Source organism: Herbaspirillum sp. FG34 (genome assembly GCF_057809315.1).
Genome location: NZ_JBMDJS010000020.1, coordinates 67060 through 79168, shown reverse-complemented (window position 1 = coordinate 79168; position 12109 = coordinate 67060). Strand labels below are relative to the sequence as shown.

The following is a 12109-nucleotide window of genomic DNA, read 5'->3' as shown; positions in this document are numbered from 1 at the left end:
AAACACACCCAAACGACAGACAATAAAAAAGCCGGCAGAGCCGGCTTCTTCATTTTCAGCACTTCAGTCTGCAGTCATCAGAACTTGTAAGCCACACGCGCAACGGCAAAGTTCACGCCGCCGTTGGGTTCCTTGATGCCGCCGTTGGAGAAGTGCTGCAGGCGGATACCCAGGTCCAGACCATTGCCGAAGACGTAGCCGGCGCCGATATGGTCGCCGAACTGGAATGCCGTCGACAAGACCTTGTCATTGTTGCGGTAGAGCTTGGAGAACAGGTGCACACCGATGCCTGCTTCACCATAGAAACCCTTGCCATCATCGCGCTGGAAGCGCAGCACCGGTGTCAGGCCCAGGTCGATCAGGTTGCCGCTGTCGCTGGTGTTGTTGTAGTGGTTCATGCGCCAGTTGGCCAAGGACAGATCCCAGTAGCCACCGATATGGGTGCCATTGGACTGCCAGAAATTCCAGTTTGGACCCCAGTTGAACTGGGCACCGATACGGGCCAGCTGCGTGCTGTTGCCGGTGCCGTATTCGAGCGACATGCCGTCGATGGCATAGCTGGGCGACTGGATGGCAACGGCGGCGACGCCAGCAAAAGCGATCTTGGCGACCAGGCTCTTCAATTTAGTCATGGATTCTCTTTCAGCGCGTAAAGTGTTTTGAAGGATCTTTGCTTGTTTTCGGCGCGGCGCCAGGGCATCCGCGGGACGCAGTATTCTCTCATAATCATCACTAAAGCATACTCGCGTGAAAGATTCTGCCGCGTCCTTACCACAGAGCGGGCGCTGGCTCAGGGACGATAGCTGTACTCGAGTCTGCCCGGCACATCCACACGTATGGCCAGCACTTCGCCAGACAGAGGATACTGCGCCAGCTCCGCTTGGCTGCGACCATTGCGCCCGGTCGTGATGAAGAGGGTGCGCAGATCTTCGCTGCCGAAGGCCACCATGGTCGGACACCGCGCCGGCAGCTGGATCTCCTGAAGGATCTCGCCCTGCGGGGATAACCGCAACACCCGGCCCCCTTCAAACATGGCACACCAGTAAGCCCCCTCGCTATCGACAGCCGCCCCGTCCGGACGGCCGCCATAATCAGGCGCGCTCTTGTCGCTGTCGAACTGGCGCAGCAGACGGCAATGGCTGGTCTGACCGGTGGCCAGGTCATAGTCATACACATGGATGCGGTGCGCCGGCGTATTGGCGTGATACATCAGGCGCTGGTCCGCGCTGAACGCCACGCCATTGGAGGTCACCACCGCATGATGCGCGTCGCGAAGTGCATTGCGTTCGAAGCAGTACAGCGTACCGCCGTCACGATCGCGCGGCTCATAGATGGTGCCGCACCAGAAGCGGCCGGAGGCGTCGCAGCGGCCGTCGTTGAAACGGATGCGTGTCGTATCGTAAGGCGCCTCCAGCAGCAGCGACAGCGCACCATTGCCGGTATTGAGATGGAACATGCCGGTACGCAAAGCCACCACCAGTCCGCCTTGCGCGTGCTTGACGATGCTGCCCGGCTCTTCCGGCATGTCCCAGCGCTGGTGCTGCCAGGTCGCCAGAACGCGCTTGTGGATCGCCTTGCCGGGAATGTCGATCCAGTACAGCGCACCTTCCTCTGCATGCCACAAAGGCGATTCGCCCAGCAGCATGGGTTTCGGAGAGACGGTCGTGAAGGTGTCTGCGGAAAACACGGGGGAGGCCTGGGACATGGGCTTGCCTGTCAGCTTGAGTGAGGAAGCGCCCATTATGCCGCGAGGATCTGGATTGATAAACCTGATCCACAACACTGTCAGCACCGGACACCCCCAAAGAAAAAACGGCATGCGCGAAGCATGCCGTCCTGATCTACATCACCTATCTGATCTGTCTGATCATCAGCTCCCTGCCTAGTTGGACCAGCCCCCATCGATCATGTGAATCGAACCCGTGGTGAAGTTGGACTCGTCCGATGCCAGGTAAAGCGCCAGCGCCGCCACTTCCTCGGCCTTGCCGATGCGGCCCATGGGTTGGCGGGCCACGAAGGCGGCGCGTACTTCGTCCTCGCTCTTGCCGGTTTCCTTGGCCTGGGTGCTGATGCGCTGGTTCAGCGAGGGCGATTCGATGGTGCCCGGGCAGATCGCATTGCAACGGATGCCCTGCGAGACGAAGTCAGCCGCCACCGACTTGGTCAATCCCACCACCGCAGCCTTGGAAGCGCCATAGGCGAAGCGATTGGCCACCCCCTTCACGCTCGATGCAGCCGAGGCGATATTGACGATGGAACCGGCCTTCTTGGCCAGCATGCCAGGCAACACCGCACGGATGGTATGGAACATGGCCTTGGCATTGAGGTTGAAGGAGAAGTCCCAAGCCTTGTCATCACACTCCAGGATGTTGCCTGCAGCGACATAGCCGGCGCAGTTGAACAGCACATCGACGGTGCCGACCTTGGCCACCAGTGCCTTGATGGCTGCGTCATCGGTGACGTCCAGCAGATGCGTTTCCACACCGGCGATGGAGGCCAGCTCATCGAGGTGCGTCTTGCTGATGTCGGTGGCGATGACGCGCGCACCTTCCCGTGCAAACAGTTCGGTGGAGGCGCGGCCAATGCCCTGGGCGGCAGCGGTGATGAGGACGGTCTTGCCGGCGAGGCGGCCAGTGGATGCGGACATGCTTGTTCCTTTGCGATTAAATGAGTTTGCGGTGGGCCAGATTCTTGAACAGCGCGGTGAGCCCGAAGGTCCACGGTGCCGTCTGGTCGCTGAAGTTCACCGTGTTCACCAGTGCACCCAACCGGGGCGTGGAGATGGTGACGATGTCAGCCACCTGATGCGTGAATCCCTGGCCGGGACCGAAGCGGTCCTGGGTCGGTGCGAACATGGTGCCCAGGAACAGCACCAGCCCATCCGGATACTGGTGATTGGGCCCGATCGCATGTTCCACCAGTTGCAGCGGATCGCGACTGATCATGGACATCGAGCTGCTGCCCTTGAGCGTGAAGCCTTCCGTACCATCGACCCGCATTGTAAGTTCGGCGCGGCGTACATCGTCAATTGAAAAGTTTGCGTCGAACAGACGAATGAAAGGTCCGACTGCGCAGGAGGCGTTGTTGTCCTTGGCCTTGCCCAGCAACAGTGCGCTGCGGCCTTCGAAGTCGCGCAGGTTGACGTCATTGCCCAGCGTCGCGCCGACCACCTTGCCCCTGCTGTTGATGGCCAGCACGATCTCCGGTTCCGGATTGTTCCAGGCCGACTTGGGATGAATGCCGACCTCATCGCCCAGCCCCACCGAAGACATCGGTTGCGCCTTGGTAAAGATCTCAGCATCCGGACCGATGCCCACTTCCAGGTATTGCGACCACACGCCTTGCTCCAGCAATACTTCCTTCAGGCGCGCGGCTTCCGGCGAGCCCGGCACCACGCTGGAGAGGTTGTCACCGATCACTGCCGTGATCGCCTTGCGTACCGACTCCGCCTTGCCGGCATCGCCGCGTGCCTGTTCCTCGATCACGCGCTCCAGCATGCTGGCCACGAAGGTCACGCCGCTGGCCTTGACGGCCTGCAGGTCGATGGGCGCCAGCAGCCAGGGGCGCGAAGTGTCACGGCGGCCGGCGTCGGCATTGTCCAGCAGCTCCTGCAGCGTGGCCAGGCGCGTCATGTTGGTGGCCGCGCGCACGGCGGCGGCGGGATCATCGAGTTCCAGCAATTGACTGGACGTCGCGGCGATGAGCGTGAGGTCATACGCACCATCGGCATCAATCCTCACCAGCACCGGGCCCACGCCCGGTTGCCAGAGACGGCCGATCAGCGTGGCCTGTGCGTGGTCTTCAGGCAGATGTGCCTGGAGCGAGTAACTGTGAGTCATGTTCTTGATTCCTTATGTTGGAGGCGTACCCGGACTACACGGGAAGCGGGCGGCGCCACAATATGTTGTTCTGCAGGGGGAAGACGGACCGCACCAACCGCGGGCGAAGCATCCTCATCCGCGTGGATGCCCGAAGGCAAGGATGCTTGGCCGGCAGCCCGTATTACGCGACCTGTGTCGCGGTAATACGGATCGGCATGATTGACTGTGAATGACACTAGCCCAAACGCAGCCGGGCCCTGATGATCTGCATCAGCATCAGGTATAGACACCGATATGCCAGGGCACGAATTCATCCTGCCCATAGCCATGCAGTTCGCTCTTGGTCTTCTTGCCGGAGGCGGTGTCGAGGATCATCTGGAAGAAGCGCTCACCAATTTCCTGCGGTGTAACATTCCCGTCGGCAATCTCGCCACAGTTGATGTCCATGTCTTCTTCCTGGCGTTGCCACAGCGCCGTGTTGGTCGCCAGCTTGAGCGAGGGGGCCGGTGCGCAGCCATAGGCCGAACCACGGCCGGTGGTGAAGCAGATCATGTTGGCGCCGCCGGCGACCTGGCCGGTGGCCGAGATGGGGTCATAGCCTGGGGTATCCATGAAGACAAAGCCGCGTGCGGTCACGGTCTCGGCATACTTGTAGACATCCACCAGGTTGGTGGTGCCGCCCTTGGCAACTGCGCCCAGCGATTTCTCCAGGATGGTGGTCAGGCCACCGGCCTTGTTGCCGGCCGAGGGATTGTTGTTCATCTCGGCATCGTTCTTGGCGCAATACTCCTCCCACCAGGCAATGCGCGCCAGCAGCTTCTCACCGACTTCCGGCGTCACCGCACGACGGGTCAACAGGTGCTCGGCACCATAGATTTCCGGTGTCTCAGAAAGGATGGCAGTACCGCCATGCCGCACCAGCAAGTCCACCGCTGCACCCAGCGCCGGGTTGGCAGTGATGCCCGAATAGCCATCGGAACCGCCACATTGCAGGCCCAGCGTCAGATGTTTGGCCGATACCGGCTCGCGCTTGATGTCGTTGGCCTTGGGCAGCATCTTCTTGATCTTCTCGATCCCCAGCGCCACGGTCTTGGCGGTGCCACCTGTGCCCTGGATGGTGAAGGTATGGAAGTATTCGCCTTCCTTGAGGTTGTGGCTTTCCATGAGGCCGGAGATCTGGTTGGTCTCGCAGCCCAGACCGACCACCAGCACGGCGGCGAAGTTGGGATGGGTGGCATAGCCGGCCAGGGTGCGGCGCAGGATCTGCAAGGGCTCGCCCTGCGAATCGAGCGCGCAGCCCTGGCCGTGGGTCAGCGCCACCACGCCATCGATGTTGGGATAGTCGGCCAGCACTTCAGGATGGATATCGCGCCGGAAGTAATCAGCGATGGCGCGGGCCGCCGTGGCCGAGCAGTTCACCGAGGTCAGCACGCCGATGTAGTTGCGTGTGGCCACGCGGCCATCCGGACGCACGATGCCCATGAAGGTAGCCGGCTGGGCGACGAAATCGACCGGTTTCACGTCCGCGCCGAAATGATGTTCACGCGAGAACTCGGCCATGGCCAGGTTGTGGGTGTGCACGTGCTGGCCGGGCGCGATGTCCTGGCTGGCCGTGCCGATGATCTGGCCATAGCGCTTGACCGGCTCGCCGCTGGCGATGGCGCGGGTGGCCATCTTGTGGCCGGCGGGAATGAGGCCCTGGACCTTGAGGCCACCTTCGTCTTGCAGTACGGTGCCGGAAATGAGCTGCTGGCGGGCAATGACGACATCATCGACCGGATTCAGGCGGATGACGGGAGAGTGTGCTTTCATGTTGATCTCGGTGAGAACGTGGATGCTGCAGGCTGGCCGCGTGGGCGGCGGGCGCATGCCGGGCCCGGTTGCAGGCGCGGCATGCCGGAAACGACAGTCTTACTTGGCGGCGAACTGGGCCAGATCAGGCATGGGGCTGCCCACCCATTGCTGGTAGATGCCGGGCAGCTTGCCATTCTTGAGGTTGGTGGTGATCCAGTCGTTGAGCCACTTCTCCAGTGCCGGCTCGCCCTTGCGCAGGCCGATGGCATAGGGGATGTCCTTGATGGCGAACTTGGTTTCCAGGTTCTTGGACGGGTTCTGCTTGGCAATGGCCGAGGCCAGCGAATTGGGCGTGCACAGTGCATCGACCTGGCCCGAGATGATGGCCGCCGTCACGGTGGCATCGTCATCGAAGCGCACGATGCTGGTACCCTTGGGCGCGATCGGGGTCAGCAGCGAATCCTGCATGTTGCCGCGTACCACGGCCACGCGCTTGCCGACCAGGTCATTGAGGCTCTTGATGTTCTCGCTCTTGGGGGCGGCCACTACGAACTGCGAGGCGCCATAGGGCTGGGTGAAGGCGACTACCTTCTGGCGTTCCGGCGTGATGGAGAAGGACGAGATCACCATGTCGGCCTTGCCGGTCATCAGGAAGGGAATGCGGTTGGGACCGGTCACCTGCACGATCTCCAGCTCCACGCCCATATCCTTGGCCAGCAGGCGCGCCGTTTCCACATCCGAGCCCTGCGGTTCCAGCTTGGCATTGGTCATGCCGAAGGGCGGCGCGCCGAGGTCGATGGCGATGAGTACCTTCTTGCGCGCCTTGATGTCGGCCAGCGCATCGGCGTGGGCAGCCTGGGCAAAGCAGGTCAGGCCCAGCACGATGGCGGCGGCCTTCTTGGTGAAGTTGAACAGTTTTTTCATTGATGTCTCCTGAGTGATTGTAGGGGTACTGCTGAAAAAAAATCCATACAAGCTGAAAACGTGCTCGTCAAAGGTCGCTGGAGACGAATTTCTGCAATTCAGCCGTCTTCGGGTTGCTGAAGAGTTCGTCGGGCGGGCCGATCTCCCACACCTGGCCCTGGTGCATGAACACCAGCACATCGGCCAGCTTGCGGGCAAAGGCCATCTCGTGCGTGACCAGCACCATGGTCATGCCGCCGCGTGCCAGGTCTTCCATCACCTTGAGCACTTCGGCCGTCAGTTCCGGATCCAGCGCTGAGGTCACTTCGTCGAACAGCATCAGTTCCGGCGCCATGGCCAGCGAGCGGGCAATCGCCACGCGTTGTGCCTGGCCCCCGGAGAGCTGCTCGGGATAGGCTTCCTTCTTGTTTTCCAGCCCGACCAGTTGCAGCACCTTGTGGGCGATCGTCTTGGCTTGCTCGGTCGACATCTTCTTGATGGTGGTCAGCGCCAGCGTGATGTTGCGCTCCACCGTCAGGTGCGGGAACAGGTTGTAGCTCTGGAAGACGATGCCGACCTGCTTGCGCAACTCGCGCAGGTTGAGCTTGTCCGGATGATGAATATCATGTCCGCATACATGGATGTCACCGCCGTCGACTTTCTCCAGACCGTTCAGGCAACGCAGCAGCGTGCTCTTGCCCGAGCCGCTCTTGCCGATGATGGCCACCATCTGGCCCTTCTGCACATCCAGCGACACGCCGTTCAATACCTTGTTGCTGCCGAAGCTCTTGTGCAGGTCCTTGATCTTAACGATGGCTGACATTCAGTTTCCTTTCAAAGTGCTTGGACAGCGCTGACAGCGGGAAGCACAGGCAAAAATAGATGAGGGCGACGCAGCCGAATACGGTGAACGGCTGGAAGGTCGAGTTGTTGATGATCTGGCCGGCGCGCGAGAGATCGACGAAGCCGATCACCGATGCCAGCGAGGTGTTCTTGACGATCTGCACCATGAAGCCCACGGTCGGCGGCGTGGCGATCTTGATCGCCTGCGGCAGGATCACCTTGGTGAGCTGCTCGAAGCGGTTGAAGCCCAGGCATTCCGAGGCTTCCCATTGGGTCTTGGGAACTGCCTGGATGCAGCCGCGCCAGATCTCGCCGAGGAAGGCGGCGCAGTAGATCGCAAAGGAAATTCCGGCGGCCACCAGCGGGGTCAGCTTCAGGCCGGCGATGGCCAGTCCGAAGTAGGCCACGAACAGGATCACCAGCAGCGGAATGCCTTGCACCACCTGGATGTAGGTACTGGCGATGCCGCGCAGAAGGGCATTGGGCGAGACCCGCCACAAGGCGATCACGAAACCGGCCACGCCACCGAAGAGGAAGGCGACCAGTGACAGCACCACGGTCCAGACGGCAGCTTGCAGCAGATATTCCACGTGCAGGAAACTGAATGCGTTCATCACGTCTCCTCAAAGATTGGTGCCAAGCTTGCGCTTGCGCACGAAGGCCATCTGGCTGATTGCCCAGAAGGCGCCCCGGAACAGGAAGGACAGCACCAGGTAGGCCACCGCGATGACTGCATACACCTCGAAGCTGCGGAAGGTTTCCGACTGCACCAGGTTGGCGGTGGCGGTCAGCTCTTCTGCCGAAATCTGCGAGGTGATGCTGGAGGCCAGCATCAGCAGGATGAACTGGCTGGTCAGCGAGGGATAGACGCGCTCCACCGCCGGCAGCAGCACCACGTGCCAGTAGACGTGAAAGCGCGACATGCCCAGGCATTCGGCCGCCTCGATCTGGCCCGGATGGATGGAGTTGATGCCGGCGCGCATGATCTCGGTGGTATAGGCACCCACGTTGACGGTGAGCGCAATGACTGCGGCAGTCTCGGCGGTCAGCTTCCAGCCGATGCTGGCCAGGCCGAAGAACACCAGGAACACCTGCACCAGCAGCGGCGTGTTGCGGATGATCTCGACATACGCCTGCACCAGGCCGCGCACCAGCGCCAGTCGGCTCTTGCCGGCAATCGCGCAGAGCGTGCCGACCACGAAGCCCGATACGATGGACAAGGCCGAGAGCTGTATCGTCAGCCAGGCGCCCATCAGCAGGCGGTCCCAGTTGGCGAAGACGCTCATGAAATCGAAGGTGTAGTTCATCGACGCTCCGTCCTTACGGCGTGGGGGCGAGGCGGGTATAGCTGCATGAGGGTGGTCTCCTTGGTTGAATTTCCTGGGGGCGGCCTCTTGTTGTATGACCGCGAGGTCGGGGCCTTGGCATGATTGCCGGTATGTCATGCGCCTGGGGCCGGGCGGTGTGGCTGCAACGACGGTGCAACTGCAGCGCAGCTAGAGCTGCCTGACACCGCCCGGTTGAAACATCGACTTCACGTACTCAATGCCATTGACCAGCGGTGCGCCGAAGTCGGGAATGCTGATTTCGATGCTGTCGCCGTCCTCGGTACGCACGCTGTAGGCGAAGGACAGGTTGGCCGCGCCCATGAAGTGCACGTGCACGTCCCCCGCGTGCAGCAGGTGGGCGTATTTGAAATAGTGATATTCGAGATTCTCGATGGCATGGCACATGTTGTCCGGGCCGGTCAGGAATTCCTGTTCCCAGATCACGCGGCCACGGCGCCGGATGCGTGTCATGCCGATCAGATGTGCAGGAGGCAGGCCCACCAGCAGCTCCGGTCCGAAGGCGCAGTGGCGCAGCTTGGAGTGCCCCTGGTAGAGGTAGTTGCGGCGCTCCATCACGTGATCCGAGAACTCGTTGCCGATGGCAAAGCCGAGGCGGCGCGGACAACCCGCGGCATCGATCAGGTACAGACCGACGATCTCCGGTTCCTCGCCGCCATCCAGCGCGAAGTCGGGACGCGGCAGCGGCTGGCCGGGCGCGACGATGCAATTGCCGTCACCCTTGTAAAACCATTCCGGCTGCACGCCCACCGTACCCGGGGCGGGACGGCCCCCGGCAATGCCCCATTCGATCATCAGCTGCGTATCGGTCTTGTCGAGTTCATCGCCTTCCAGCCGGCGGTGCATCTTGTCGCGCGTGGTGGCGCTGCCCAGGTGCGTGGTGCCGGCGCCGGAGACGCGACAATGTGCAGGATCGGGATGATCCAGCGGTGCCAGGATGCGGCCCTCGTCCAGGATCGCTGCGTAGTCCTCGGACCGGTCGGTATTGAGCAGTTGGGCCAGGCGTTCCAGCCCGGTGTTGCGTTCGATGGCCAGCAGGCCCAGTTCGCGCATGGTGGTGACCTCGCCCAGCGCCTGGATGGCGGGACCATTGACGATGCCGACATGACGTTGGCCATGCAGATTGCGATATTGAATCAGCCTCACCGGGTCTCCTTGTACTGTCTTCATCCACAGGTCGCCGATCAGGGGCGGTCAGAGCCAGGAGGCGCGCAGTGCAGAACAGGGGCCGCGATTGGCAAGCGGCAGGACACTGCCGTCAGGCCAAGCCACCTGTGGATCAATCTGCCCGTCGTCTCCTGAGCTTTTTTCACGCATCGCCGTGGGCAGGAGGCAGATGCGCTAGCATTGTGGTTTTTCCGGGACGACTATAAGAGGCTGGCAAGAGGATGTCTAATGAGCTTAATTCATCGGGTGATAACCGACTGGAAGAGGACGGCCCTGCGGGCGTCGCGGGCGATGCACTGCCTTCGGTCGGCTCCATCGTCAGCCGCCTGCGCTTCCGCCAGGTCGCATTGCTGACGGCGCTCGACGAGCAGGGCTCGCTGCACAAGGCGGCCGAGGTCATGCACATGACCCAGCCGGCCGCTACCAAGGCCCTGCATGAAATGGAGGATGCGTTGGGCGTGACCTTGTTCGACCGCTCCCCGCGCGGCATCGAGGCCACCGAGCTTGGGCGTTGCGTGATCCGCTATGCGCGCCTGATCCAGAGCGACGTGGCCAACCTGCGCGAGGAATTGCAGAACATGATCAGCGGCCGCGGCGGGCGCCTGTCCATCGGTACCATCATGGGCGCGGCCCCCTTTGTCACGCGCGCGCTGTCACGCCTGCGCGAGATCCAGCCGGATGTCTCCATCGAGATCAGCGAAGATACCAGCGCGCGTCAGCTGCTGCTGCTGGATCAGGGGCGTATTGACCTGATGATCGGGCGCTCTTCGGTCAGCTCGCAGCCCAATCTGTATCACTACGAAATGCTGCGCGGCGAGCCCATGTGCATCGTCAGCGGTATCGACCATCCGCTGGCCACGGCGCAGAAGGTGCGCCTGCAGGAGCTGGCCGGGGCTTCCTGGATTCTGTATTCCAGCAACATGCCGATGCGCATCTGGATCGAGCATGAATTCAAGCTGGAGGGACTCAAGGTGCCCGGCAACGTGATCGAGACGGCCTCGCCCTTCGTCACCATCACCCTGCTGGCGCAATCGAACATGGTGGCGGTGATGCCGCTGGACATCGCCCACTTCTTCGCTGCGCGCCAGATGCTGGGCATCCTGCCGGTGAACCTGAAGACGCGCATCGAGCATTACGGCATCGTTACGCGCAAGAACAGCACGCTATCGTCGCTGGCCAAGATGTTCATCCAGATCCTGCGGCAGCAAAACTGAGCAGGCTGTTGCGCTGCATTGCTGATGTTTTTTTACTTGCCAAGGGTTTTCCCGATATCGTCTCGCGTGATTTTCCTGTTAGTGTTCGTCTGCGGTCGGGGTGGCCGCAGACTTTCCCTCAGATTCCGATTTCTCCGGTTGGCCTTCATGAATTTGCGTCTCACGCGCGTACGCACGCGCCTTGCTGCTCTCGGTCCTGTGTCCTTTCCAGTCTCGTTCACGCACACCATGCTGGTCCCGCTCTGCGTGACCGGTGCCATCCTGCTGGCCGGTTGTGCCGCTCAGAAGCCGCAACCGCCCAACGACGTCGCCAGGCAGGCCCGGCTGGATCAGGCCCTGGCGCTGTTCTCGGCCAACCCGCCCGAAGGCCTGCCGGCTGGCTGGGAGCCCCTGGTCTTTACCCGCAAGAAGATTCCGACCCAATACGGCCTGGTACAGGACAATGGCCGCAGCGTGCTGCATGCCGTTGCTGACCGCGCTTCTTCCGGACTGCGTCATCCGGTCGACATCGACATCAACAAGAAACCCTGGTTGATCTGGAGCTGGAAGGCGGCCGGTCTGATTCCCGGCGCCGACCTCGCGCACCGGGAAACCGATGACTCTCCCGTACGCGTCGTGCTGGCCTTCGATGGCGACCACGACAAGCTTTCGCTGATGGATACCATCCTCTTCGATACGGCCAAGTTGCTTACCGGCCATGATTTACCCTATGCCACGCTGATGTACGTATGGGATCCCAAGGCGCCCGTGGGCACGGTCATCGCCAACGGCCGCACTGGCCGCATCCAGATGCTGGTGGCCGAAAGCGGTGCGCAACATGTGGGGCAGTGGCGCAATTACCAACGCAACGTGGCCGAGGACTATGAGCGCGCCTTCGGTGAAAAGCCCGGCCGCCTGATCGGTGTGGGGGTGCTCACCGATACCGACAACACCGTCCAGAAGATGCAAGCCTGGTATGGCGACATCCGCCTCATGCGCCAGGCCGAGCCCGTGCAGGCTCCCTGAAGAAATCGGACTGCGG

Annotated in this window: 12 protein-coding genes; 2 read left to right on the top strand and 10 right to left on the bottom strand. The window is 61.8% G+C overall.

Going from position 1 to position 12109, the window contains the following annotated elements:
- Positions 1 to 77 precede the first annotated feature (77 nt).
- From ACODSZ_RS20375 to araD1, 10 genes are all read right to left on the bottom strand, one after another.
- Entirely contained in the window at positions 78 to 632 is a 555-nt protein-coding gene (locus ACODSZ_RS20375; protein ID WP_008331988.1) for an acyloxyacyl hydrolase, read from the bottom strand.
- Positions 633 to 790: 158 nt separating this feature from the next.
- The gene (locus ACODSZ_RS20370) at positions 791 to 1741 is read right to left on the bottom strand and encodes an SMP-30/gluconolactonase/LRE family protein (RefSeq protein ID WP_488928428.1); all 951 of its coding nucleotides are present in this window, start codon (positions 1739 to 1741) and stop codon (positions 791 to 793) included.
- Between the two features lie 141 nt (positions 1742 to 1882).
- Entirely contained in the window at positions 1883 to 2647 is a 765-nt protein-coding gene (locus ACODSZ_RS20365; RefSeq protein ID WP_008331986.1) for an SDR family oxidoreductase, read from the bottom strand.
- 16 nt (positions 2648 to 2663) lie between these two features.
- A complete protein-coding gene (locus tag ACODSZ_RS20360) occupies positions 2664 to 3839 on the bottom strand; it encodes a fumarylacetoacetate hydrolase family protein (RefSeq protein WP_175344997.1) in 1176 nt (391 codons plus the stop codon).
- A 258-nt stretch (positions 3840 to 4097) separates the two neighbouring features.
- The gene (locus ACODSZ_RS20355; RefSeq protein WP_034351254.1) at positions 4098 to 5633 is read right to left on the bottom strand and encodes a UxaA family hydrolase; all 1536 of its coding nucleotides are present in this window, start codon (positions 5631 to 5633) and stop codon (positions 4098 to 4100) included.
- A 99-nt stretch (positions 5634 to 5732) separates the two neighbouring features.
- Positions 5733 to 6539: a transporter substrate-binding domain-containing protein gene (locus ACODSZ_RS20350; protein ID WP_488928427.1), complete on the bottom strand. Its 807-nt coding sequence runs from the start codon at positions 6537 to 6539 to the stop codon at positions 5733 to 5735.
- Positions 6540 to 6606: 67 nt separating this feature from the next.
- A complete protein-coding gene (locus ACODSZ_RS20345) occupies positions 6607 to 7341 on the bottom strand; it encodes an amino acid ABC transporter ATP-binding protein (RefSeq protein ID WP_034350988.1) in 735 nt (244 codons plus the stop codon).
- Complete coding sequence (locus ACODSZ_RS20340) at positions 7325 to 7975, bottom strand: amino acid ABC transporter permease (protein ID WP_175344994.1); 651 nt, start codon at positions 7973 to 7975, stop codon at positions 7325 to 7327. The genes ACODSZ_RS20345 and ACODSZ_RS20340 overlap by 17 nt, the downstream gene beginning before the upstream one ends.
- Positions 7976 to 7984: 9 nt before the next feature.
- Positions 7985 to 8668, bottom strand: a complete 684-nt coding sequence (locus ACODSZ_RS20335) for an amino acid ABC transporter permease (protein ID WP_008331973.1) — start codon at positions 8666 to 8668, stop codon at positions 7985 to 7987.
- A 189-nt stretch (positions 8669 to 8857) separates the two neighbouring features.
- Positions 8858 to 9853, bottom strand: a complete 996-nt coding sequence (gene araD1, locus ACODSZ_RS20330; RefSeq protein ID WP_488928426.1) for an AraD1 family protein — start codon at positions 9851 to 9853, stop codon at positions 8858 to 8860.
- A 242-nt stretch (positions 9854 to 10095) separates the two neighbouring features.
- Between araD1 and ACODSZ_RS20325 the strand changes: the two genes are divergently transcribed.
- Positions 10096 to 11088 carry a LysR family transcriptional regulator gene (locus ACODSZ_RS20325; protein ID WP_008331968.1) on the top strand — a complete coding sequence of 331 codons (993 nt, stop codon included), beginning with the start codon at positions 10096 to 10098 and terminating at the stop codon, positions 11086 to 11088.
- 228 nt (positions 11089 to 11316) lie between these two features.
- The gene (locus ACODSZ_RS20320; RefSeq protein WP_175344992.1) at positions 11317 to 12093 is read left to right on the top strand and encodes a DUF3047 domain-containing protein; all 777 of its coding nucleotides are present in this window, start codon (positions 11317 to 11319) and stop codon (positions 12091 to 12093) included.
- Positions 12094 to 12109: the final 16 nt, after the last annotated feature.

What these genes read in the sequence shown, in the direction of transcription:
- ACODSZ_RS20375 (WP_008331988.1), bottom strand. Translation starts at nt 632, where the DNA reads ATGACTAAATTGAAGAGCCTGGTCGCCAAGATCGCTTTTGCTGGCGTC.
- ACODSZ_RS20370 (WP_488928428.1), bottom strand. Translation starts at nt 1,741, where the DNA reads ATGGGCGCTTCCTCACTCAAGCTGACAGGCAAGCCCATGTCCCAGGCC.
- ACODSZ_RS20365 (WP_008331986.1), bottom strand. Translation starts at nt 2,647, where the DNA reads ATGTCCGCATCCACTGGCCGCCTCGCCGGCAAGACCGTCCTCATCACC.
- ACODSZ_RS20360 (WP_175344997.1), bottom strand. Translation starts at nt 3,839, where the DNA reads ATGACTCACAGTTACTCGCTCCAGGCACATCTGCCTGAAGACCACGCA.
- ACODSZ_RS20355 (WP_034351254.1), bottom strand. Translation starts at nt 5,633, where the DNA reads ATGAAAGCACACTCTCCCGTCATCCGCCTGAATCCGGTCGATGATGTC.
- ACODSZ_RS20350 (WP_488928427.1), bottom strand. Translation starts at nt 6,539, where the DNA reads ATGAAAAAACTGTTCAACTTCACCAAGAAGGCCGCCGCCATCGTGCTG.
- ACODSZ_RS20345 (WP_034350988.1), bottom strand. Translation starts at nt 7,341, where the DNA reads ATGTCAGCCATCGTTAAGATCAAGGACCTGCACAAGAGCTTCGGCAGC.
- ACODSZ_RS20340 (WP_175344994.1), bottom strand. Translation starts at nt 7,975, where the DNA reads ATGAACGCATTCAGTTTCCTGCACGTGGAATATCTGCTGCAAGCTGCC.
- ACODSZ_RS20335 (WP_008331973.1), bottom strand. Translation starts at nt 8,668, where the DNA reads ATGAACTACACCTTCGATTTCATGAGCGTCTTCGCCAACTGGGACCGC.
- ACODSZ_RS20325 (WP_008331968.1), top strand. Translation starts at nt 10,096, where the DNA reads ATGTCTAATGAGCTTAATTCATCGGGTGATAACCGACTGGAAGAGGAC.
- ACODSZ_RS20320 (WP_175344992.1), top strand. Translation starts at nt 11,317, where the DNA reads ATGCTGGTCCCGCTCTGCGTGACCGGTGCCATCCTGCTGGCCGGTTGT.